A 25,793-nucleotide genomic window follows, 5' to 3' on the forward strand; every position below is an offset into this window, starting at 1 on the left:
AATTAAGTTTTAAAGGTTTCAGTTTGGTGAGGTGCAGCCAAATTGAAACCTTTTATTTTGTTAAGAACCTTCAATATTTGTGCATATGGCATTAAATGGATAATGTCACATTTCACCTGGGTGGCACTTTTATTTACACTTTGTTAATAAAATTTGCATCGTAATGTCACGATGCTACAATAGAATTAACTCATAAGGAGGTGTGGACAATTAAAGGGATATATGCCTTAGGAAGCGATATTTATGTTAATGTATCTGGAGCTTTTGGTAAGATAGTTACTGAACTTATTTTTAGAAGGGTTTTAAATATTGATAAGAAAATGTCAGCATTTAGTGATGACAGTGAAGTAGGATTAATTAATAAAAATGCAGGTATTAAAGAGGTTTTAGTAAGTAAAGACACACAATATGTGATAAAAAGAGCACTTGAGTTTAATAAAATATCAGATAAATTTGATATAACAATAAGGCCTTTGGCATTATTATGGAGTAAAAAACTGAAAGATAATGAAATTCCAAGTAGTGAGGAAATAGAAAATGTAAAATCATTAATTGATTCAAGAGATGTTGTTATAAAAGAAGATTTTGCTTTTTTAAAAAGAAAAGGTCAGATGATTGATTTAGGTGCAATAGCAAAGGGATATGCAACTGATATATCAAAGGATATTTTAAAGGTACTTTCAATTAAAAATGCACTTCTTGATTTTGGAGGAAACATATATACCATAGGTAAAAATAAAGAAAATTATTGGAATATAGGAATACAAAATCCATTTTCAATTAGAGGAGAAATCATAGGAGTTTTAAAATCAACAGATGAGAGTATTGTAACATCTGGAATTTATGAAAGATGCACTAAAATTGGCGATAAAATATATCACCATATAATAGACAAGTATACAGGATTTCCTGTTGAAAATGAGCTGGCAAGCGTGACGATAGTATCAAAATCATCTACTGAGGCTGATGCCTTTGCAACGATAATACTACTTGAGGGATTAAAGGAAGGAATTAAATTGATGCAGTACTATAATTTAGAAGGAATAATTGTAACAAAGGATAAGGATATATTTATAACGAAGTCCTTGTTTGAGAGATTTAATTGTGTTTGTAATTATAAAATATTTAAGATATGAGGAGGTTTTTATGTTAAGAAGAAAAAATTTAGCATATTATTTTAGACTTGCAATACAAATTATGTTTCTCATTTTAATGCCGGGATTATTTACTATGATTTTTGGACAGATGAAGCAGCTATATACTTCAGTTATTTTAGGGAAGTTTAATTTTAATTTAGTGGCTACAACATTACCACTAGTAATTTTAGTAGTTTTAACTATGATATTTGGGAGATTTTTTTGTGGTTATATGTGTGCATTTGGGACAATAAATGACTTGATTTATAGATTTTCACCCAAATTTTTTAAGACCAAGTTTAAAGCAAATAAAAGAGTAGATAACTTTTTAAAATTATTAAAATATGCTATTTTGTTATTTATTATAATAGTGGTTTGGACCTTGGGAATAAGTGAATTAAACAGCATAAATCCTTGGGATGCCTTTTCACAGCTCATTCAGTTTCCACCACAAGTTTTGAGCATTAAAGCATTAATTGTCCTTATAATAATATTTATAGATGCATTATTTATAGAAAGATTTTTCTGTAGATACCTTTGCCCTCTTGGTGCATTTTTATCAATTCTGCAGGTGTTTAGAATAGTTAAGATAAGAAAGGAAAAAACAGTATGCATAGATGGATGTACTGCTTGTACAAGGAGTTGCCCAATGGGTATAGATTTAGACAATGTTAATAGGGTTGATAGTATAGAATGTATTGAGTGTATGAATTGTGTAGGAGTATGCCCAAAGAATAATGCAAAACTAACTGTATTTGGTAGGGTGGTCAATCAAATACTTGTTATAGCTATATTCGTATTAGCATTTTTAGGATTTAAAGGTCTTGCAGAAAAAGTTATAGAGTTTAAAATGATGAAGGAAGATAAAGAGAGAAGTATTAATTTTGGTGAACACATACCAAAACCAGATGGAAAAAGAAGACATAGACATGGTAATGAGGAACAGCAACAAGTGCAAAATGTTGACGTTGCACAGGGAAAATATAAGGATGGAACATATGTTGGTTCTGCTATAGGTTTTAAACCAGGACTTACAGTTGAGGTTACAATAAGTGGTGGAAAAATATCTAAAATTGAGATTATAGACCATAATGAAACGCCAAGCTATGCAGAGCTACCGTTTAAAATTATTCCAAATGAGATAATTAAAAAGCAGTCTACCAATGTGGATGCTGTATCTGGTGCAACAAGAACGAGTGTGGGTATAATGAATGCAGTTGCAGAAGCTCTAAAGCAGGCAGAACAGAAATAGTGTTGGCAAAGCTAATATGTTGAAAATGTAGCCCCATAAAGGAATATAAAAATCCTTTTTGGGGCTTTTTAAATGAAATTGTATGTTGTTTTGCTAATTAATAATGTTTGTATATATGTTTTGAGATTATTTTAATGGTTCAAAATGGATAATGTCACATTTCACCTGGGTGGCACTTTCTATTATGTATATTGTGTTTCTTGCCTCTTCTGCTGAAACAGGAACCTTCCCACCCTCTACAATTGCACTATATAGTTCTTTGTAATATTCCCTATAATCACCACATTCACTTTGTACAGTTGTTCTTATATCAACTCCATTTAAATTTATATTTAAAATTCCATTTGATGTTTTAGGTTCCTTTCCCCAAGGAGAGTATGTATTAGGTGTAAATCCTTTTCTTAAATGCTCTTCTTGTACGTCCATTCCATACTTAACAAAGTTTCCATTTTCACCTGTTACTATGTATTTTGGTAGAGGTTCTTTGACAAGCATTGAGGCCTTAAGTATAACCTTTAAATCATCATAGAATAAAATCAGCTCAAAGCTGTCATCTATCTTTGCAAAGCTTCTTTGTTTTCGTACATCAGCGAAAAATTTATTTGGTGTTCCAAAAAGATAAAGGGCCTGGTCAATAAGGTGGGAACCTAAATCATATAGTATTCCAGAACCAGGTATGTTTTCTTCTCTCCAATAGTTTTTAGGAAAATTTCTAAACCTATCAAAGTGTGCCTCAAATTCAATAATCTTCCCTAAAACACCACTTTCAATAATCTTCTTTACTGTTTTAAAGTCGCTGTCGTATCTTCTATTTTGATATACTGATAAAATTTTGCCTTGCTCTTTTGAAATATTAATTAAATCCTCTGCCTGTTTTGTTGTAACTGTAAAGGGTTTTTCAACAACAACGTGCTTTCCCTTTAAAAGAGCCATTTTTGCATATTCATAATGGCTTTCATTTGGAGTTGCAACTACAACAAGATCTATGTCGTCACTATTTAAAATATCATCAACATTGCTACATACTTCTGCGGAGTATTTTTTCTTTGCAACTTCAATGTTGTTTTCATTTTTTGTATATATCTTTTTTAATAAGTATCCTTCTGTACAGTCTATAATTGGTGCATGAAATACTTGCCCAGATAGACCAAAACCAATCAATCCAATATTTATTGTTTTCATTATTTCACCCCTACTAATTTTGTTACATTTATATTACATTAAATCTTAATATGTATCAACTAAAAATTTACAAATAAAATAATTTAGTACAGTTTTATTTAAAAGGGACTTTATAAAGTTTAAGAAGAAATTATTTCAATATTGGGTTTGATGAAATATAATATAATTAGCTTGGAAACTTATTTAAATGTGTAAATTTAAAAAGATATTCAATAAAAACTGGAAAATGTCACATTTCACTTGGGTGGCACTTTTGAAGGATGGAGGATGAATATGCAGCAGATACTACAACATTTAGTAAATATATTTCAATCCTATGGGATACTTGGTTTAATTGTTTTAGCCTTTGCAGAGTCTTCGTTTTTCCCAATACCGCCAGATGTTGTTTTAATTCCCATGTGTATAATGGATAAAAACATGTCATTGATATATGCACTTTCAACAACACTGTCTTCAGTAGCAGGTGGGGTTTTTGGTTATTACATAGGAAAAAGGTTTGGAAAGCCTATATTAAAAAAGCTCTTTAAAGAGGATAAGATAGATAAAGTTGGGTACTATTTTGACAAATATGGAGGCTGGTCTATTGTAATTGCAGGCTTTACGCCAATTCCATATAAGATATTTACAATTGCAGCAGGTGTGTTTAATGTAAACTTTATTACTTTTGTTACGGCATCTTTGATAGGTAGAGGAATGAGGTTTTTCCTTGAAGGAATTTTAATTTTCTATATGGGGGATAGTGCAAAGTATTTCATAACAAATTACTTTGAATACATAACTATAGGAGTAGCACTTTTATTAATTGTGTTCTATGGATTATTTAGATACTTAAAGAAGAAGAATCTACTAAAACTAAACTTTGCGGTTTATAAGAATAAGATATACTCAAAGCTTAACTATTTCCATAAAAAATATAGAATTGTGGACCAAACAGCCTTTTATGTTTATACCTCAATTGTATTATCCTTCTTCTCATTGTTTGTATTTTTAGAACTTACTGAGGATAACTTTATACATAAGGATTATTCCTTAGATATTTATATTATTCAATTAGTACTATCAATAAGGAACAATGTACTAACTAAAATATTTAAGGGGATAACTGTCCTTGGAAACTATGAATGGATAATTGCGTTTACTGTTTTAGTTATGACACTTATGATAAGGAATAATAGAAAAAAGTTTTCAGCTTTTTTTGGTCTTAATATAACTTTAGTGTGGCTATTTAATGAGCTTTTAAAGGTACTTTTTAAAAGGCCAAGGCCAGATCTGATTTATAGGTTGGTTGATGCAAGGGGGTACAGCTATCCAAGTGGCCATGCAATGATTTCTTTAACATTTGCCCTTATATTAGTTTATTATTTAAACGAAAGAGATTTTAAATATAATTCTATTAAGTTTGCCGTTATAATTTTGGCTCTCATTATAGGTATTAGCCGCATTTATCTTGGGGTACACTATTTTACAGATGTTTTAGCTGGATGGTCAGTTGCTATAATCTATTCAACAACAAGCATTTTAATATATAAAAATGTATTATCAAAAGAGAGGGAATAGTATGCTTCAATTTAAAAAGGATAGAGTTATGATTTTAGACGGGGCCATGGGTACAATGGTGCAAAAATACAAAGGTATAAGGAATATAATTCCAGATACCTTAAATGTTTTGGAAGCAGAACTTATAAAAAAAATACACAATGAATATGCTAATGCAGGTTGTGATGCAGTAGTAACAAATACATTTAGATCAAATAGATTAACTATGTATGAATGTGGATTTGATTTTAAAGAGGTAATAAAAAGAGGAATAGATATAGCAAGAAGTGTAAGGAAGGATTTACTTGTTGCACAGGATATTGGTCCAATAGGAAGATTTATTGAGCCCAAAGGACCTATAAGTAAAGGACAGGCCTTTGAAATTTATAGAGAACAGATTGAGATAGGTAAAGAAGAAGGTGTAGATTTTATACTTATTGAAACTATGTATGATATTGAGGAGTTAGATATTGCTTTAAAGGCAGCAGATGATTTTAGTATACCTGTATTTGCTTCTATGACTTTTAATAAAGAGGGAAGTACCTTTTTAGGTTATACAGTTTATGACATGGTTAAAACTGTAGAAAAACATAGGGTTGCAGTAGTTGGTGCAAACTGCTCAACAGGGCCCACTGATATGGTAAATATTGTTAAAAAATTATTAAATACCACAAATATACCTGTTCTTGCTAAACCTAACGCAGGAATTCCAAGGGATGTAGAGGGTAATTTGGTATATGATGTAAATGAGGACGACTTTGCAGAGTATATATTAACCATGATTAACCTAGGGGTTAAGGTTGTGGGGGGCTGCTGTGGAACAACTCCTAGTTATATAAGGAAAATAAGAGTGAAATATGACGTTTTAGGTTAAAATTTAGTAAAAAAAGAAGAATACTAATGAATTTTGCTATAACTATGATATAATGTTGATTAGAACTGTTTAAAAACATTAGGTGGGGGAGCTATATCATGAAGAAAAATAGGTTTGGGAAGAATTTATTTAAGCTGGTTTCTCGTATTTTTATAGCAATCTTTACTATTATGGTTTTAGCTTACTCTTTTATTTTCTATTCCATGATGTTAACTATTAAACAAAATGTTGAAGATGCAGCAAGTTTTGCAGCAAGACACATAAACGGTGATGAACTAAAAAATGTGTGGAAGTTAAAGGATATGCAGTCTGAACAGTTCATCAAAATAAAGGAAAAATTGATAGATCTTAAGGCTGAAAGAAGTGTAAAATATCTATACACATTATATGTAGATGGTGAAAAGGCATATTTTATTGTAGATGGTTCAATAGAAAATGCAGCAGCATTAGGAGACGAATATGAATTTAGACCTAAGATGAAAAGGGCTATGGAGGGAAACTTATCGTCCTTAAATTTACCAATTAAGGATGACTGGGGTATGTTTATATCAGGGTATGCTCCAGTTAAAGACTCAAGTGGAAATATTGTAGGTATTATTGCAGCAGATATGGATTTTGCAGTATATTATGTTCTTGCTAAAAGACTTTTAGCTGCTCTTATAGGAACTATTATTTTGGCACTTATTTTAACTATTTTAATTACTCAAGTTTATTCTAAGAAGATAATAGATCAACTTGATCTAACAGTTGATGGAATAAATAGATTATCAAGTGGAGATTTAACTGTTAAGTTAAATATAAAAACTAAGGACGAGCTTGAAGATATAATTGAAAAGGTAGATGAATTTAGATGTACAATAAATAATATTATGAAGAACTTTAAAGAAGAATTTCAAAAGCTTTATGATCAGTCTAATACATTGAGTTTAATATCTCAAGAGCTTCATAGGACTTCTCAAGAAGTTGCTTCATCAATGCAGGAATCTACTCATGAGGTTGACAGTCAAAGTGAAGGTGTAGAAAAGGTACTAAATTTAACTAAGGAGTTTAATGATACACTAGAAAGTATAATTGAAAATATAAAGAAAATTGAAAAGGATGCCTTATCAATTAACAGCCTTTTAGATGAAGGAAGTAAGAATATCGATAATTTCCAAAATTCTATGTTAAGCATTAAGAATTCATTTACTAATGTAGCAGGAAGTATTGAAAAATTAAGTGATAATATATCTAAGATAAGTGAAATATCCACTGTAATTAACAACATAGCACAGCAGACAAATTTACTTGCCTTGAATGCAGCAATTGAGGCAGCACGTGCAGGAGAAGCAGGAAGAGGATTCGCAGTTGTAGCAGACGAGGTTAGAAAACTTGCGGAACAGACATTAGTTTCTTCAAAGAGTATACATGAAATTATAGATTCTGTATCTAATGAAAATATAGCTGTTGTTGAAAACTCAAAGAAAATGGCAGACATGATAGAAGAGCAGATAATAACAAATGAAAGTACGACAAATATATTTAAGAATATAATAAATACAATAGAAGGTTTAACTAAAAATATAAACCAACTATACAGTTATGTTTCAACAATTGAAAGTGGTAAGCAGGATATATTAGATAATGTTCAAACACTTTCAAGCTCAATAAGAAATATTTCTGATTCTGTAACATCAACAGCAGCTGCTACAGAAGAGTTGTACTCTGCAGCAGATGAACTATCAAATTCTGCTGGAGAGCTTGAAAAGATGGCAAATTATATGGTAGAAAGTATAAATAAATTTAAGCTTTGATGAAAATTCCACCTAGGTATTATGCTTAGGTGGAATCTGTATATAAAAAGGAGGAGAGTTATATGATAAAATGGAAAGAAGAATATTCAATGGGTGTAGAGCACATAGATAACCAACACAAACATTTAGTTGATATTGCTAATAAAGCATATGAAGTTTTAAAAAATGATTTGTATATTGATAAATATGATAAGATTGTAGAGATATTGAAGGAACTTGAAGACTATACAGTTTATCATTTTAATTCAGAAGAAGAGTATATGAAGGAAATTGGTTATGAAGGATATTTTCTACATAAGATAGAACACAAGCAGTTTATTGATAAGGTAAAATCAATCGATTTAAATAAAGTTGATGTGGAACAAGACAAGCACCTACTTGATATATTAAATTTCATAGTTGATTGGTTGGTAAAGCATATATTAGAAAAGGATAAGGCTATTGTTAAATAGTATTTAAACAATGCTTGAATTAACAAAAAATTTAGATTATAATAAACTTAATAAAAATGAATAATTCAGCCACAAGGGGAGATGGATTAGGCCATCTGAGAGTAAGGTCCGTTGAAACCTTTGACCCTTTGAACCTGATCTGGTTGATACCAGCGTAGGGATGTGGGATATAAAATGATTTCAAAGCTATTCCCACGGGAATAGCTTTTTTGTTACCACCCATGCTGGGTGGTTTTAATTTTTATGGAGGTGATATTGTGAAAAAGGTGTTAACAATTGCAGGTTCAGACAGCTGTGGAGGAGCAGGAATTCAAGCAGATTTAAAAACATTTTCAGCTCATTTAGTCTACGGTATGAGTATTATTACCTCAGTGACAGCACAGAATACTCAAGGAGTAATTGATGCCTATGATTTACCAGTGGAGGTGATTGAAAAACAGATTAGAGCTATTTTTAATGACATTAATGTTGATGCGGTAAAGATTGGTATGTTGTCAAATAGTAGAATAATTTCTACTGTTGCTGATTTATTAAAATTTTATAGAGCTAAAAATATTGTGTTAGACCCCGTAATGATTTCCAAAAGTGGATTTAAACTTTTAAAGGATGATGCAATTAGTAGTTTGATTAGCAACTTAATACCTATTTGTACAATAATAACTCCAAATATTCATGAGGCAAATTTAATAGCACAAATGGATATAAAAAATATAGATGATATGAAGAAAGCTTGTAGGATAATAAATGACTTAGGAGCAAGATATGTACTTATTAAAGGTGGGCATCTAAATGATGATGCAATTGATGTACTATTTGATGGTAAAGGTTATTATCAATTTAAAGGCAATAGAATCAAAACTAAAAATACCCATGGTACAGGTTGTACACTATCTTCAGCAATTGCAGCTAATTTAGCAAAAGGTTTTGATATTGTTGAATCAATAAGTAAAAGCAAAAATTATATTCAAAATGCAATTGAAAATTCCTTCAGTATAGGTTTGGGGGTTGGACCAGTCGATCATTTTTATGAATTTAGAGGAGTGGAGGTAATTAAATATGAGAGATAAAAAAGGAATGTACTTTTTCTTTTTGTGGTTTGGGGCAGCAGTCTCAGTTGCCGAAATAATGGCAGGGGCATTTCTTGGACCACTTGGTATGAAAAAAGGTTTAGCTGTAATAATTATAGGACATTTAATTGGATGTTTGATTTTAGGATTAGCTGGAATTATAGGACAAGAAAAGGATATGACGGCTATGGAAACTTTAAGCTTATCTTTTGGTGTTTATGGTAAATATATATTTTCTGTTTTAAACTTTATACAATTAGTTGGATGGACGTCAATTATGTTAATAACAGCATCTAATGGTATAAATCAAATATTTAAAAGTCTATTTGGTTATGAAAATTTTTATTTATGGGTTTTAATTATTGCCGCAATAGTTTATTTATGGGCTGAATATAGTTCCTTTAGATATCCAAAATTAAACTATATATCAGTAGTCCTTCTTATAATTCTTTCATTAACTATGTTTTATATTTTAATAAACTCAAAAAGCAATAACGTTTTAAGTAATGAACATATCTCCTTTGGTTCAGGATTAGAACTTAGTATTGTGATGCCTATTTCGTGGTTACCTTTGATTTCTGATTATACAAAACATAGTGAGAATAAAATAAGTTCATTTTTGGGAAGCTTTTTTGGATATTTTATTGCAAGTAGCTTTATGTATATTCTTGGGTTACTTTGTGCAATTAAATTTAATGAAATTGATATTGTTAATATACTTGTTAAAGGAAATTTTGGAATTGGAGCTTTATTAATAGTTGTTTTATCAACTGTTACTACAACCTTTTTAGATGTTTATTCAGCTGCAACAACTATTTTTAACATAAAAAGATTGAATAAAAAATATGTGACTTTGCTTATTGTTGGAATTAGTATAATTTTTGCATTGTTTTTTAAAATGGAACAGTATGAAAACTTTTTGTATTTAATTGGTGCAGTTTTTTCGCCTCTGTTTGCAGTTGTATTATCTGACTATTTTCTACTTAAAAATGTAAATGGAAAGGTTGATTATTTTATTTCGTTTATAAGTTTTATCATAGGCTTTGGGTTTTATATTTTAATAAAAGAAAATGGAACTTTCTTTGGAGTTACTATACCAGTTATGCTTTTAACAGCTTTGGTATCTTTAATGTTAAAGAAACTTGGAGGTGTTATATATGGAAATGTTAAACAAAGTATGTGAGGCATTGGAATTAGTAAGAAAAGTAAATCCATTGGTTCACCATATAACAAACTATGTATCTGTTAATGATTGTGCAAATATAACATTAACAATTGGTGCTTCACCAGTAATGAGTGATGAAATAGATGATGTTGGTGACTTAATAAAAATTTCAAATGCGTTAGTTTTAAATATAGGTACCTTAAATAAAAGAACTATTGAGGCAATGTTTTATGTTGGTAAAGAAGCAAATAAATTAGGTATCCCGATAGTATTTGATCCTGTTGGTACGGGTGCAACAAAGTTAAGAACAGAAATAGCTATGAAAATTATAGATGAGATTGATATAAGTGTGTTAAGAGGAAATATGTCTGAAATAAAATCTTTAATAGGCTTATCTTCCAGTACAAAGGGGGTAGATTCAACTGAAAAAATGGAAGGTGCAGAGGAAATATCAAAACTTGCATCAAAGAAGTTTAATTGCGTTGTTGGAATTTCAGGTGAGGTTGATGTGATAAGTGATGGAGAAAGAATATATAAGGTTTTAAATGGCCACAGCATATTAACAAAAGTAACAGGGACAGGTTGTATGGTAACATCATTAATTGGTTCATTTTTGGGTGCAGGGTGTAATCCATTAACTTCTTGTGTATCAGGATATGTGGTAATGGGGATATGTGGTGAAGAGGTATTTAAAAAGTCAGGAAATAATATAGGAACATTTAAGGTTAAGCTTTATGATGAGATATTTAATATAAATGAGATAAAAATAAAAGAAGGTGTTTTGCTTGAGAAATGTTGATTATAGTTTGTATTTAGTTACAGATAGAAAAATGATTGGGGAAAGAAATTTATTAAGATGTGTTGAAGAAGCAATCAATGGAGGAGTTACAATTGTACAACTTAGAGAAAAGGAAATATCTTCCTTAGAATTTTATAATACAGCAATAAAACTAAAAGAATTAACTACTAAATACAACATTCCACTTGTAATTAATGATAGGGTAGATATAGCACTTGCTGTTGATGCTGATGGTGTACATGTTGGACAAGAAGACATACCAGCTAAAAAGATTAGAGAACTTATAGGTAAAAATAAAATTCTGGGTGTATCTGTAACTAATATAGAAGAGGCATATAGAGCTGTTGAAGATGGAGCTGATTATATAGGTGTTGGAGCTATATTTCCAACTGATACCAAAAAAGATGCAACAAATTTAAATATAGATGTATTAAAAGAAATAAGAAATAAGGTAAATTGTAAAGTGGTTGCTATAGGTGGTATAAATGAAAAAAATATAAATGCTTTAAAAGGATTGTGTGATGGTGTGGCAGTTGTTTCAGCAATTTTAGGGAAAGAGAATATAGAATTGGCTGCAAAAAAATTAAAGGTTTGTTTTTATAAAAATAAGTGTTAATATAACAATATAACATATATATATTTTTTATTTCATAATTTTGTAACTAATTCTTAATTACTAATAAAAAGATAGAGTTATAATCTAATTGATATGTTTAAAAACAATATAAATGTAAATAATTAGTAAAAGGTGCTCCTTATGGAGTGTTTAATAATTAATTAAAGGGAGGAAAGGGTATGAAAAAGCTTATTTCGTATGTATTAACAATCTTTATTGTTTTAAGTAGTAGTTCATTTGTAAATGCTGCTACTAAGACAAGTACCAAAACAACAAGTAAAACAGTTGTAAGAACATTAAAAACAGCAGATAAGGTAGTTGAAATGGTAAATAAATCAGTTGTTGCAATTATAGGAAGAAATGAAAAATATAAGCCAAGTGAAGAATATTACTCAAAGCTACCTCAAAATCTACAACACGGTTCAGGAGTAGTAATAGATAAAGATGGAAAAATATTAACTAATAATCACGTAATAGATGGATTAAATGAAATATACGTTGTTACATACGATGGAAAAGCCTATAGGGCAAAATTATTGTATTCAGACAAAGATATTGACCTTGCATTGATTCAAATAGATAGAAAAGATTTACCACCTATTAAACTTGCAAATGAAAAGGATATTAAAGTAGGGATAGATGTTCTTGCAATTGGAACTCCACTTTTCTTTGGATATAGAAATACAGCAACAAAGGGAATTATTAGTGGGTTAAATAGACCAGTTGATGGTGTTTATACTTATCTTCAAACAGATGCGGCTATTAATCCAGGTAACAGTGGAGGCCCATTGGTAAATTTATATGGAGAACTTGTGGGGATTAATACTTATGGGTACTTATTTTTCCAAGGTATGAGTTTTTCAATTCCAGTTGGAAATATTAATTATTTTTTAAACCATTATAATAAGTATGGTAGAATAAGACGTTGCTATACAGGAATAGAATTTGAAGAAAACTGGGCTGCAATTTTAGGTATTCCAACAGAAGAGGGGTTAAAGGTGGTAGCATTACAAAGTGATGCTGTTGTAACAGAAAATCAGGTAAAAGAAGGAGATATATTAGAAAGTATAAATGGTAAAAAGGTTACATCAATAGCAGAGTATAATGAAATATTGAAATCTTATTTACCAGGTGATAAGGTAAAACTTACATTTGATAGAAATGGTAAAAAGTTTACAATAAATGTTGTATTAAAGGAAAAGAAGGGGGAGAATTAAAATGAAGAAACAGTTGAGTTTTGTGATTGCGTTATCGTTAGTTTTTGGTACTGTTACTCCTGCAATTGCAAAAACTAATACAGTTAATTTATATGAGGTTTTTTCAAATAAAAAAGATAAATACAAAAATGAGGTTGGAAGCCAAATTTATAAGTGGTCAATGTATCTTCCAAATGATGCACAGATTTTTAAATCAGATAAGGCTAACTATTTTAGTATGTATACTAATAGCTATCAATCTAATATTAACTTAGAGGTTAATAGAAACAAATATAATTTGACATTAGAGGATATTTTGCTTAGGCTAGAAAATAATAATATTTTGTTTGATTTGAATGATATGTTTTCAAAGGGTAAGGAGTATTCGATAGATATTGTTAAAGATGAAAAAGGTCAAAAATATATAAGAATAGTAAAAACAAACCCATTTTATGATTATTATTTTGTAGATGATGCAGCAGAAGAAAATGGAGATTTTATAGAAAATAGAATATATGTAGCAAATGGATATATATACAATTTAACTGTAAGTATGAATGGAAGATTTTACAAACAACATAAAGAAATGTTTAATAAATTAATATCATCCTTTAAGACCACCTTTGATAGTAAAAATCCATATATAAAGGAGCTAACTGATACAGCAAGTGTTGATAGAGTGTATATAAACAAAACTTATGGATATACAATGTTATTAAGACCTTATTGGAAGACAGATACGATGAATTATAGAAAACAAACATTTAAGCCTTTATATTCAATTGATGAATTAATAGGAAAACCTGAAGAAGATTCATCAGATGTAAAAATACAAGAAGGAATAAGTGTTAATGTTGTAAGTTCAGCAAAGGGCGGGGAAAAGGTAAGTGATTGGGCAAATAAAGAAATAGAGTTATTTAAGCAAAGTTATAACGAAAAAGTATATGAGATATTGGAAAATAAACAAATAAAGTTAAATGGTTTTGATGCCTACTTATTTGAGGTTAGATTTAAAACAATAACTTCAAAGTCATATGTTTTAAAAAATATCTATATTATTGGAAATGGATACAAATATCAAATAGTAGCAACAATGTTAGATGAAACCTACGAAGATTCTACTAAGAAATTAGATTATGATAGGATGATGAATTCTTTTAAACTAGAGAAAAAGTATCTAAGTACAAAGTTAGGTAGACTGCTAAGTGCAAGAGATTTAGTTGATATGAAACAAACGAGAGATATTAAACTAAAAAAATATGATTTTAAAATAAGTGTACCAAAGAGTTTTGGAAGTTATGATGAAATGTTTTCCTATGACGATAACAGCAACAGAAGATATGATTTTGAGGACAATATTAAATATTCAGATGGAAATTTAGAATATATTAATATTTCTGATATGATGAATAGGATGCAACTTAGTGTTTTTGCAAGTTTAAGTGTAAGAGATATGAATGAAATAATGAAGCAAAAGTTAGAGATATACCAAAAAGATTCAGAAGTTTTAATGGGAATTGCAAAGGTTAATATCAAATCTACTAATATAGATGGAACAGAAATTTATAGAATTGATAAAGTATATGATGTAAATAGGATAAATGAATTTGTACAAGAGGATTTTGGTAAGCAATATAATTTAGAATTAACTTGTAATCAATATCAGTTAATTATAAAAAGAGGAAATGATTTATATTCTATAAGTTTGACTTTACCTGTTGCAAATATTACAGATAAAAATATAAATACAATAGAAACAATATTTAAGTCTGTAACAATTAAGGGAAGTAAGTATGGAAACTTAAATTTAAATTGGAAACAACGTGAACTTAGTGAGTTTAAATCAGAACAATCTGTATCTACTCAAGATAATAAATAATTTATTAAAAAGGGATGATAGATAAATGTCTATCATTCCTTTTTTGTATCTATTATGTTAGAATATACAAGGTGAATAGGAGGTGGGTTATGAAGAAGTATTTGCCATATCTTGCTGGTGTTACGATGTCTTTAATATTTGGATTCTCATTTATATTTAGTAAAGCAGCTTTGGAGATGCTATCTACTTTTGAACTTTTATTTTTAAGATTTACAACAGCAACTATTACAATGTCAATTCTTATATTACTTGGAGTTGTTAAAGTTAATTTAAAGGGTAAAAACATAAAACCATTAATATTAGTAGCTTTTTGGCAACCAATAATCTATTTTATTATGGAAACAAAGGGACTACAGTATACAACATCATCAGAGGCAGGAGTTATGATGGCCTTTATTCCTGTCCTTGTTGCAATACTTGCAGCATTTTTACTTGATGAAAAACCAACAAAACTTCAGTGGATTTTTATAGCAGTATCAGTTATCGGAGTTATAACTATTGTGCTAGGTGGAGGAAATCTAGAAACGAAGGGTCAACTTAAAGGAATTATATTTTTATTATCTGCTGTATTTAGTGCCTCTATGTTTAATATATACTCAAGAAGAGCATCACAAAATTTCACTCCATACGAAACAACCTATTCAATGATGATACTTGGAATGATTGTGTTTGGAATACTTTACTTAATACAAGGTTTAATAAATGGAGATATAAACATTTTATCAAAGATTAATACTCAGGTTTCTATTTCAATCTTCTACCTTGGTGTGTTATCATCTGTTTTTGCCTTTTTACTTGTAAACTACAGTTTATCAAAGCTTCCAGCTTCACAATCATCAGTTTTTGCTAATCTTACTACAGTTGTATCGGTTATAGCTGGTATTACAATAAGAGGAGAGAGTTTTGAAACTTATAAACTGATTGGAGCTGTAATGATTATAGTTGGTGTTTGGGGAACAAACTATTTTGGAATACTTAATAAAAATAGGGCATAAAGCCCTATTTTTATCTATTAAATTTAGTTTTTATCATATTCATATAATCTGCATTTTCAAGTCCAAGTCTCCAAATTGCAACTCCAGATAGATTATAGCTATTTACTAAATCAAGCTTATATGAAATGCTCTTGTCATTTTCAAACCAAACAGAGTGTGATACCCCATTTACATCTGTATAATTAAAATAAGGCGACTTTGATACATCATCCCAAAGTATAGTTGCATTATTGCTACTTGCAAGGCTATAAATTCCATTTATACCATATGCCTTTGTACCATTTGATGACCAATCGTATCCGTATGCTGCAAGTCCTAAGAAAATCTTTTCTCTAGGTACAACAGTAATAGTATAATCTATTACCTTTTGCACCCATCCAATAGATGCAATAGCACCAGGTGTTCCCCCTGGATAGTGTTCATCGTAGGTCATTAATATAAATTGATCTACATACTTTGAAAGTTCAGCATAATCATAGGCACCTGTCCAGCTATTTGTTAAACTGTCATAAGTCTTTGCAGGAACAGAAATACCTACTATATATCCCTGAGGTTTTAGTGCAGTATAGAGTTCCTTCATAAAGGTTGTAAGATAACTTCTATCATAGTAGTAAACACCTTCAAGATCTATGTTTACCCCTTTATATCCATTTAACTTTAGGGCGTTTAAAATATTATTTATAAGAGCTTGTCTATTTTGTGCATTTTCTAGTAGTTGTTTTGCAATCTCACCGCTAAAATTGTTACTTACCATTGCAATAGGAATTATTCCATTGCTATTTGCATAATTTATCTGATCTGTAGGAACTAATCCTGATATATTACCAAGTCCGTCTGTTATATATGTGTGTGTAATAACTGTGTTAAGAAGTGAAGTGTTGTTTACCATTGAATTATAGGAGGATTTATCCCCACTGTAATAGTAAGTTGCAAATCCAATAACCTGCTTTTGATTATTCACAACAACATTTTGTGTAGTTACTTTTATATGAGCAGAATCGCCAGATGTTCCATAGCTATTGTAGGCGCGAACATAAAACCAATAGACTGTAGCAGGTTTTAAATTTGATACTTTATAGCTTGTTGCTGAAGTTGTTGCAATTTGAGTATAGTTTGAATCATTTGGTGTAGCCATAAATACTTTGTATCCTGTTGCACCTTGACTGCCTGTCCACGTTAAAGTAACCTCACTTGTCGTTACACCTGATGCACTTATGCTTGAAGGTGCTGTTGGAGGTGTGCCTTTTTTTACTCTAGCAAAAGCGGTTATAAAACTTGATAAAATAAAAGTTAAAATTAGTAGTGGTATAAGTATTTTTTTGTTTCTATTCATATACTACCCCCCCCTTAAAAATTTTATATATTATTTATCGTAATTAATAAATATACAGTTTAAATGTAATATATGGGTTATTTTCCAGTATAACTGCATACCGAAATCTTGAAAATTTTTATATATTGTGGCAATATTAACCTATAAGCACATACAAGGAGGATAAATATGGAAGATGTTATAGTAGTAGAAAATTTATTTATGGATTATGGAAGTGGAGATGTATTAAAGGGGATTAGTTTTAAAGTTCCTAAGGGCCAAATTGTAGGATATATAGGTCCAAATGGAGCTGGAAAAAGTACAACAATAAGAATTTTTTTAGGCATGACAAGTGGATATAGAGGTACAGTTAAAATATTTGGTGAGGATATTAGGGATAAATATGAATATAAAAGAAGGATAGGATATGTTCCTGAAATAGTAGAACTTTATGATAGTCTAACTCCTATAGAATATCTAAATTTTATAGGAAGTATATATGGACTTGAAGAAAATAGATTAAATAATAAAATAGATGAACTATTAAATCTTTTTGATTTATACGAAGTGAGAAATACAAGAATTTCATCCTTTTCTAAGGGAATGAAACAAAAGCTTGCAATTATTTCATCAATAATACACAATCCAGATCTAATATTTTTTGATGAACCAATTACAGGTCTTGATGCAAATAGTGCCATGGTATTTAAAGAAATGATGCAGGCACTAAAAAAGGAAGGCAAAACTATCTTTTATTCTTCCCACATAATGGAGGTTGTGGAGAAGGTGAGTGATAGAATAATTCTTTTAAATGACGGACGAATAGTAGCAGATGGAAACTTTTATGAACTTAAAGAGAAGGTAGTAGGAAGTAGCCTTGAGGATATATTCAACACATTAACAGGATTTACAAATCATTCAGAAATTGCAAGTAAGGTGGTTGAGATTATCAACTCATAATGGAAGCCACATCACTTTAAACCTAGTAAAAGTGATGTGGCTTCTATTTTAAAGGTTTTAAATGTAAAAAGTAGATACTAATATTTACTTTACCATATTTTTCTGATAATATAAAATTAGAGATGTTTCAAATTTTAAAATAATTGTTCCATTAAGTACAATAAAGGGGGAAGATTTATGTTTCTTTTTGAACAATTATCATTGGCTCAAATAGTTATGTGGTTTGTTGTATTAGCTGCACTTATATTAATTAATGAAATTGCCCGAAGAAATAAGTATGTTTCAATTTTTCTATTCATTGTTCTTCCAGCGATATTAACCTTTACAGTATGGCCTAAAACTGCTGGAGAGGGGTCAAGTGTAGGAACTTGGTTCCATTGGGCAAAGGTTTATTCAGCTCTTGCAGGATGCATAGGTTTTATGGCAATTAGATATATAAAGAAGTTGCAAAAAAATAAATATGCCCTTGCTTTTCCAGCTTTCATACTTGCTTTAAATATTATGGAGGCAGTAATAAGGGATTTCCAATGCTATAGTTATAATGGACTTGTTGATGGGGTTACAATAATTGGTGGACCTTGGAATATAATGAATGGTATTGCAGGAATATTAAATATTATAACAATATCAGGTTGGATGGGCATAGTAATTAGTAAGGATAAAAGTCAAGATATGATCTGGCCAGATCAACTTTGGTTTTGGATAATAGCATATGACTTATGGAACTTTGCATATGTTTATAACTGCGTTTCAGACCATTCATATTATGCTGGACTTGCGTTGCTTTTATCCTGTACAATTCCAGCCTTCTTTATAAAGAAGGGTGCATGGTTACAGCACAGGGCTCAAACACTTGCAGTATGGATGATGTTTGTAATGTGTTTCCCAAATTTTGTGGATACTTCAAAGTTTGCAGTAAAATCATCCCATAGCACAACAGCACTTTTTGTTGTAAGTTTACTTTCATTATTATCAAACGTAGCAGTATTTGTTTATCACTATTATAATATATTTAAGTTTAAGAAAAATCCATTTAAAGAAGAAATACACAATGATCTTAAGTCCTACAAGGCAGTATTAAGCAATAATAACTTAACCATATAAAGAGCATCTGATTTTCAGATGCTCTTTTATTTATAGCATTTAACCCTATTAAAGTTGAATCATACTTTTATAAGGTATAAAATATAGTTAAATTGAAAAATTTTCAAGTTATTGGGGTGATATTTTGTTTAATAAAATTGTAGATACAATAAAGAGCAACAAAAGGGTTATTTATCTTGCTCCAACAAGGGAACTTATTGAACATGTAAGAGGCGAAATATTAAATAGGGTAGGTTCACTGTATAATGTTGATGTTATAACCTTTGATGACTTATCAAGAAAAATTTTAAAACATCATGTAGGTAGTTTTGAATTAATCACCTACGAAGCATCCCTTGTTCTCCTTGAAGAAATACTAAAGGAACTTGGAGAAAAAAACATTAAATATTTTAATAGAGTTTATGATAAAAAAGGTTTTGCAGTAAATGCATTAAATGCAATAAGAACGATAAAAAAAGAATATGTTGATATTGATGATTTTATAAATATTATAGTTTCTTTAGGTGATGATATATTAAAAAGAAAAACAGAAGACTTAGTAACAATTTACAATGCATATCAAAACAAACTTCATTCATTAAACCTAATAGATATGGATGACATAATTAAGATTGCTATATATAATGTAGAAAAAACAACTTATTTCGAAGATGTGTCTTTATTTATTATAGATGGTTATATAGATATATTTAATAGTGAAAAGAAACTTCTAGAAGTTATAAAGAATCAGTTTCCTAATATAGAATTTATATATCATCTTCCTATAAATATACCTTATGTAGTTGATTTTGCAAAAAGGGAAGCACTAGGTTTTGTACAAAATAAAGGGTTTGAAATAAATTATAGTGACTTTTTAAATACGAAGTATAGAAGGCTTGCAGAGGTTTTATTTAACGACAATACCTTAAATGAGGGTATAGATGTTAAAATACTTGATGCACCATGTATTGAAGATGAAGTAAGGCAGGTTGCAGCAAATATAAAAGAGATATATAAAGAAAAAAATATAGAGCTTGATAGGATAGCAGTAATAGTTCCAGATAGAGAGGAATATGAGGATATATTGCTTGAAATATTCAATGAATATGGAATTCATATATCCTTAAGTGATACAGAACTTCTTTCAAAGATGCCATTTATAAAAACTATTGTATCACTGCTTAGGCTTAAAAATGAAAGATACAATAAAAATTTATTAGAGGATATAATTACAAGTCCATACATAAATGTATCTGAAAAATATAATGTTTTAAAGGTTTTAGATAGATATTTTAAAGGGAAGGATACATCAGAGTTCCTTGCAAAACTTCCAGATGATTTTAAAGTTGAAGATGAAGATCAACAGGATAATTATATAGAAAAAATATCTAAATTAAAAAAGAGCTATGATGAATTTGATAGTTTCATAAATAATATACTATCAAAGCTAAAAACTAACGCAAGTTTTAAAGAATATAAGCAGACATTAATAGATATTTTAGATGAGCTAAATATAAAAAAGAACATAATCTGCCTCTACCAAAAAGGTAAAATATCACAGGATATAATGATTCGTGACTTGAAGGCTCTTTTTGGTTTCATTGATATGTTAAATAATCTAAATGAGATATATAAACATAAAAATTCAGAAATTGAATATGCAGATTTCCTTAGCATACTAGATGAAAATATAACTATGACAACTGTTACCTTAAGTTCTAAAAAAAGCTATGGTGTAAAGGTACTAACCCCTGATCTAATAAGAGGTACAAGTTATGATTACGTATTTATAATGGGGCTTAATGAAGGTAAATTTCCAAAGCTTTCAAAGGCAACAGGAATATATACAACAAGGGAAAAAGAGATGATATATAGGCAGGGAATAAACTTTGGAAGCAACATATTTGAGATGGAGAAGGAAAAAATAAGATTTATTCTATCAATTGCTTCATCAAAGGAAGGTTTATTCCTATCCTACAGAACATCAGGAGAGGATGGTTCATATGTATCAAAGTCCCAGTTTTTAGATGAAGTTATATATAAACTTGGACTTCAAAAATCTTTAGAGGAAAGAAAAGTAAGAACCATGAGGGATAGGTTTAAATTAAATAAAATATATAGCAGAGAAGAGCTTATAAAAAAATACTGCATTACAAAGGATAGTAGAATAATTAAGGATATCCAAATAGATTACTTAGATAAAGCAATAAAAGTAGAAGAGATGAGAAACAGCAGTCATTTTACAGAATATGATGGGCTTATTGATATAGAGAGACTTAAAGAGAGTAACAAAAGTGATGTTTTTAGTGCTTCAAAGATTATGTCCTATAATAAGTGCCCATTTAAATACTTTATAGAAAATGTACTTAACATAAGAAAATGGGAAGATGATATATATTCAAGTTTAAATTTTGGGAATATTTATCATTATGTACTTGAAAAATACTACAAAGAGTATATAGGAAAACAGCTTGAATACAGAGAAGATAAGATTGTAGACCTTGCAAATGAAGCATTTAAAAATTATGGTTTAGTATTAGATGACAGCTATACAGGGATAACTAAGGAACAACTTCTTAAAAACATTAAAAGCTTTATAAAAGTTGATGTTGAATATAAAAATGAAATAAATTTTAGACCATACTATATTGAAAAAGAATTTGAACTTGATGATTTAATTGAAGGAGTCAAGATAAAGGGAAGAATTGATAGAGTTGATATGGAGTATGACGGAGATATTCCAACAGGAAGGTATATAATACAGGACTATAAAATATCAAATACAAAAGCACTTGGAGAAATACTTAAGGGAGAGGCTATTCAAGTTGTGCTCTATTATTATAAAGTAAATAAAATTTTACAAGAAGAATTAAAAAAATCTCCAGAATGCCTTGCACTTGTTTACTACGACATAAATTCTTCAATAAAAGAAAACAAGAAAAAGATAAGTGGTATTATTGTTGCAAAGGATAAAGATGAATTAAAAGTACTTAAAACACACCATACAACAAGAACTGTTGCAAGAGAAAACTTTGAAGTTGTTTTAACACATATAACCCAAAACTTTATTAATGAAAGTATAGAAAAAATTAAAAAAGCTATATTTACTCTCCCTAAAATATGTGAGTTTCAAAAGGCTTTTAATTTTAGCTGTGATTACGAAGATGTGTGTAGATATAGCAAACAAAGGCTGTCAGGTAAAAGCGAGGTGAAAATATGAGTATACAACAAATAAAGGATGTGTATGGCGTTAATGATGAACAGGCAAGAGCCCTTGATATAAACAAAAACATTGCCCTTCATGCTGGGGCAGGTTCTGGTAAGACAAGGGTTTTAACTAGGAGGTTTCTAAGGCTACTTCTTGAGGGTGGTGCAAAGGTAGATGATATTGTAGCAATAACATTTACAAAAAAGGCAGCTCTTGAGATGAAGGAGAGGGTTGTAGATCTAGTAAATAAATTTATAGAACAGGAAGATGATGCTAAAAAAAGAGAAGTCTTGAGAAAGATAAAAGAGGAAATTCCTCTTGCCAACATATCAACCTTTCATAGCTTCTGCGATACTATTGTTAAAGAGAACTATCATATTATTGGAATAGAGCCTATGTATAAAATAGTTGAAGAGGTTGATACTCTAACTATACTTAACAGAATAGCTAATGAGGTTTTTGATGAGTTTGTAAATAGTATTGAATATAAAGATAAATTTCAAACTGTTGCAGATGTTTTAGGCGTAGATTATTTAAGCAAGAAAAAGATAATAGAAGATGTTAAATCTATATATAAAGAAATTAAGACAAAGGGAGACAGCATAGAGGATGCAAAGCAGTTTACAAATAACAATATAAATGAGTTTAATTCTAAATATAAGCAATCTGAAGAGGGAAATAAATCAAAAATAGTTGATAAAGATATTTTAAATAAACTTCAAACAATTATCCAACTTGTTATGGACTTAGTAGAGGCAATAGATATAAAGTATACAGAGGAAAAGAAGAGGTTAGGTGTATTGGATTTTAATGATTTAGAAAAATATACTCTTGAGATACTTAAAAGAGTGGATGTAGGAAATAGGATAAAGGAAAGATATAAATATTTTCTTGTGGATGAGTTTCAGGATACAAATGATGTTCAGTTAGAGATACTAAAATATCTAACAGAAGAGGGAGACAAAATACAACAGGGTAAGCTATTTGTTGTTGGCGATATAAAGCAGTCTATATACCTCTTTAGAGGTGCAAACTATAAAGTATTTGAGAATGTAACAGATAAGATTGAAACTTCAGGTGGGAAGCAATTAGAACTTTCAACAAACTATAGAAGTCATGATGAAATTGTTGAAATTATAAATAATATGTTTGAAATTCTAATAGACGGGTATAAACCGTCAGAGAAGTCAAATAGTATAAAGGGTGAGGCAGGATTTGACTTTAAAATATTGGAGTCAGAAGAAAAAGATAAATTTGATGTAAAACAGCTAAAGGAAAGAAAGGTAGAAATAGATGAGCTTAAGGTCTTTTTAGAAAAAGAGGACAAAGACGAAAAGAGGAGAAATGAAGCAGAGTATGTAGCAGAAAAGATATTAGAGCTAAATAAAAAGGGAATTGAATATAAAGATATTGCTATCCTATTTAGAGGAAGAAGTGGGATATTAGAATTTGAAAATTCCTTAAAGAAGAGGCAAATACCGTATACAGTACTTGGGGGAATAGGATACTTTGAAAGGCAGGAGATAAGGGATTTAATAAATCTGGTAAGGTTTATATATAGATACGAAGACAAACTTTCCCTGCTTGGTGTATTAAGGAGTCCCTTTATTGGTCTATCCGATAATGAAGTATTGGATGTTTATAACATAATCAACGAAAATAACAATATAAACTCAGCAGAAGGGTATAACGATAAGGTAAAGAAACTTTTTGAACTAAAAGAAGAAGCTCCTTTATATAGCGTATCAAGTTTTTTAAAGAGATTGGATGAAGAACTAAAAATAAAAGAGATACTTCTTCTTCAGGAGGATGGAGTACAGAAATATAGAAATTTTGAAAAGTTTTTAGAGATTGCAGAGGAGTTTGATAGAAAGGGAATTTATTCATCACTTGAGTTTGTTGACTATATAGAAAATTTAATTGAAGTATCAGATAAAGAGGCACAGGCCTTTTTAGACACAGAAAACAGTAATGCAGTAAAGATAATGACAATACATGCATCAAAGGGACTTGAATTTGAGGCGGTGTTTATTCCTTCACTTGATTATGAGATTGAAAAAAGTAATAGAAATAAATTTGTATATGACAAGTTTGAAGGTGATAAGGGAAGATTTGGGATAGTCATAAACCATGATGCTGTAAAGGATGATTTGTATAAGTATGTTGAAGACAAAAGGAAGGAAGAAGAGAAGAAGGAAGAAATAAGGATATTTTATGTTGCAGTAACAAGAGCAATAAGGTATATATCATTGAGTGCTGTTGTTAAGAAGAGTGAAAAGACATTGATTAAACATCTAATCGAAAGAGGAGTAAACCTTGAAGAACTAGTTAAAAAAACAAGTGCATTTAAGGATTATGTTAAAGAGAAAGAAGAGAATGATGAGGAAGATAATATTGATATTGAAAGTTTTTTAGAAAACATAGATTTAAATATTGAATATATACCAAAGTCAATATTTAGTATATCAAGATATATGCTCTATAAAGATTGTCCAAGAAAATACTTTTTTAGATATATAGCAAAAATAGATGAAGATTTGTTAGATACTGATTTTTCAATTAAAAATGAAGAGGAAGACGAAGTAGATGTGGTAAAAAATATAAAAGCTTCAGAAATAGGTAATATTGTTCATAGTATACTTGAGGATGTTTCAAAGGGATATAAGGTTAATATTGAAGAGAGAATAAATAAAGATTTAGGTGAAATAGATGAAAAATATAAGGAAAAAATATGCAGGATGGTTAAAAACTTTGAAAAAATAGAAAAGAGCATAAGAATAAATGGTGAAAAAATAATTTCAAATAGAGAATTTAGTTTTAGAGTACCTCTTCCAAATACAGAGATTATCTTAATGGGAATAATTGACAGGTTAGATATATACAAGATTGAAGACACCAAAAAAGCAGTTATTATAGACTACAAAACAAATAAAGTAAATGGTGAAGAGGATAAAGAGAGGATAAAAAATCACTACATTCCTCAATTTGTTGCCTACAGCTATGCAGTAAAGAAGATATACGATATAGAAATCGAAAAGATGTATCTATATCTTCTAGATATAGGAGAGTATGTAGAAATTGATCTTACGGATGAAGATATACAAAGGGGTATAAAAGATATTGTAGAAGTATTTAAGTTTATGGAATTAAATAAAGATTTTGATAAGTACGATGCATGTACAAATTGTAATTTTTGTAGCTATAAGTTAGTATGTGAGTAAAATTAACTATATTTTTACCATTTTAAAATATAAATTGAGTAGAATAATAATAAATAAATATTAATGA

Annotated in this window: 19 protein-coding genes and 1 riboswitch; of the genes, 17 read left to right on the forward strand and 2 right to left on the reverse strand. The window is 29.6% G+C overall.

Annotation, left to right across the window (positions count from 1 at the left end; genetic code table 11):
* Positions 1–200: 200 nt before the first annotated feature.
* The gene (locus TCEL_RS01850) at positions 201–1,136 is read left to right on the forward strand and encodes an FAD:protein FMN transferase (RefSeq protein ID WP_018660533.1); all 936 of its coding nucleotides are present in this window, start codon (positions 201–203) and stop codon (positions 1,134–1,136) included.
* 10 nt (positions 1,137–1,146) lie between these two features.
* Positions 1,147–2,388: an FMN-binding protein gene (locus TCEL_RS01855; protein ID WP_018660537.1), complete on the forward strand. Its 1,242-nt coding sequence runs from the start codon at positions 1,147–1,149 to the stop codon at positions 2,386–2,388.
* A gap of 126 nt (positions 2,389–2,514) precedes the next feature.
* Here the strand turns inward: TCEL_RS01855 and TCEL_RS01860 are convergent, their stop codons facing one another.
* The gene (locus tag TCEL_RS01860) at positions 2,515–3,570 is read right to left on the reverse strand and encodes a Gfo/Idh/MocA family oxidoreductase (RefSeq protein ID WP_018660539.1); all 1,056 of its coding nucleotides are present in this window, start codon (positions 3,568–3,570) and stop codon (positions 2,515–2,517) included.
* A gap of 273 nt (positions 3,571–3,843) precedes the next feature.
* On the opposite strand from TCEL_RS01860, the gene TCEL_RS13775 reads away from it, so the two are divergent.
* The 11 genes from TCEL_RS13775 to TCEL_RS01915 all read left to right on the forward strand — a co-directional run bounded on the left by TCEL_RS13775 (position 3,844) and on the right by TCEL_RS01915 (position 15,942).
* Entirely contained in the window at positions 3,844–5,127 is a 1,284-nt protein-coding gene (locus TCEL_RS13775) for a phosphatase PAP2 family protein (protein ID WP_018660540.1), read from the forward strand.
* Position 5,128: 1 nt separating this feature from the next.
* Positions 5,129–5,980 carry a homocysteine S-methyltransferase family protein gene (locus tag TCEL_RS01870; RefSeq protein WP_018660542.1) on the forward strand — a complete coding sequence of 284 codons (852 nt, stop codon included), beginning with the start codon at positions 5,129–5,131 and terminating at the stop codon, positions 5,978–5,980.
* Between the two features lie 203 nt (positions 5,981–6,183).
* On the forward strand, positions 6,184–7,773 hold the full coding sequence (locus TCEL_RS01875) for a methyl-accepting chemotaxis protein (RefSeq protein WP_198010632.1): 1,590 nt from the start codon (positions 6,184–6,186) through the stop codon (positions 7,771–7,773).
* 62 nt (positions 7,774–7,835) lie between these two features.
* The gene (locus TCEL_RS01880) at positions 7,836–8,225 is read left to right on the forward strand and encodes a bacteriohemerythrin (RefSeq protein ID WP_018660547.1); all 390 of its coding nucleotides are present in this window, start codon (positions 7,836–7,838) and stop codon (positions 8,223–8,225) included.
* A gap of 64 nt (positions 8,226–8,289) precedes the next feature.
* A riboswitch (TPP riboswitch) is annotated at positions 8,290–8,403 on the forward strand.
* A 79-nt stretch (positions 8,404–8,482) separates the two neighbouring features.
* Entirely contained in the window at positions 8,483–9,292 is an 810-nt protein-coding gene (gene thiD, locus TCEL_RS01885; protein WP_018660549.1) for a bifunctional hydroxymethylpyrimidine kinase/phosphomethylpyrimidine kinase, read from the forward strand.
* Positions 9,282–10,475, forward strand: coding sequence for a putative hydroxymethylpyrimidine transporter CytX (gene cytX / locus TCEL_RS01890; RefSeq protein WP_018660551.1), 1,194 nt, complete (start codon positions 9,282–9,284; stop codon positions 10,473–10,475). The genes thiD and cytX overlap by 11 nt, the downstream gene beginning before the upstream one ends.
* Entirely contained in the window at positions 10,450–11,256 is an 807-nt protein-coding gene (gene thiM / locus TCEL_RS01895; protein WP_018660553.1) for a hydroxyethylthiazole kinase, read from the forward strand. Before cytX ends, thiM begins: the two co-directional genes overlap by 26 nt.
* Complete coding sequence (gene thiE, locus TCEL_RS01900) at positions 11,243–11,872, forward strand: thiamine phosphate synthase (RefSeq protein ID WP_018660555.1); 630 nt, start codon at positions 11,243–11,245, stop codon at positions 11,870–11,872. The genes thiM and thiE overlap by 14 nt, the downstream gene beginning before the upstream one ends.
* Positions 11,873–12,051: 179 nt before the next feature.
* Positions 12,052–13,089, forward strand: coding sequence for a S1C family serine protease (locus TCEL_RS01905; RefSeq protein WP_018660557.1), 1,038 nt, complete (start codon positions 12,052–12,054; stop codon positions 13,087–13,089).
* Between the two features lies 1 nt (position 13,090).
* Positions 13,091–14,947, forward strand: coding sequence for a hypothetical protein (locus tag TCEL_RS01910; RefSeq protein WP_018660559.1), 1,857 nt, complete (start codon positions 13,091–13,093; stop codon positions 14,945–14,947).
* A gap of 89 nt (positions 14,948–15,036) precedes the next feature.
* Positions 15,037–15,942, forward strand: coding sequence for a DMT family transporter (locus tag TCEL_RS01915; protein WP_018660561.1), 906 nt, complete (start codon positions 15,037–15,039; stop codon positions 15,940–15,942).
* A gap of 10 nt (positions 15,943–15,952) precedes the next feature.
* Here TCEL_RS01915 and TCEL_RS01920 read toward each other — a convergent pair whose 3' ends face one another.
* Positions 15,953–17,275, reverse strand: coding sequence for a glycosyl hydrolase family 18 protein (locus TCEL_RS01920; RefSeq protein ID WP_018660563.1), 1,323 nt, complete (start codon positions 17,273–17,275; stop codon positions 15,953–15,955).
* 168 nt (positions 17,276–17,443) lie between these two features.
* On the opposite strand from TCEL_RS01920, the gene TCEL_RS01925 reads away from it, so the two are divergent.
* The 4 genes from TCEL_RS01925 (at position 17,444) to TCEL_RS01940 (ending at position 25,726) form a co-directional block, all read left to right on the forward strand.
* The gene (locus TCEL_RS01925; protein WP_018660565.1) at positions 17,444–18,214 is read left to right on the forward strand and encodes an ABC transporter ATP-binding protein; all 771 of its coding nucleotides are present in this window, start codon (positions 17,444–17,446) and stop codon (positions 18,212–18,214) included.
* A gap of 177 nt (positions 18,215–18,391) precedes the next feature.
* Positions 18,392–19,318 carry a DUF5692 family protein gene (locus TCEL_RS01930; protein ID WP_018660567.1) on the forward strand — a complete coding sequence of 309 codons (927 nt, stop codon included), beginning with the start codon at positions 18,392–18,394 and terminating at the stop codon, positions 19,316–19,318.
* A gap of 124 nt (positions 19,319–19,442) precedes the next feature.
* Positions 19,443–22,517, forward strand: a complete 3,075-nt coding sequence (locus tag TCEL_RS01935) for a PD-(D/E)XK nuclease family protein (protein ID WP_018660569.1) — start codon at positions 19,443–19,445, stop codon at positions 22,515–22,517.
* Complete coding sequence (locus TCEL_RS01940) at positions 22,514–25,726, forward strand: UvrD-helicase domain-containing protein (protein WP_018660571.1); 3,213 nt, start codon at positions 22,514–22,516, stop codon at positions 25,724–25,726. The genes TCEL_RS01935 and TCEL_RS01940 overlap by 4 nt, the downstream gene beginning before the upstream one ends.
* The last annotated feature ends 67 nt before the right edge of the window (positions 25,727–25,793 follow it).

This window comes from Thermobrachium celere DSM 8682, from assembly GCF_000430995.1.
GTDB lineage: Bacteria > Bacillota > Clostridia > Clostridiales > Caloramatoraceae > Thermobrachium > Thermobrachium celere.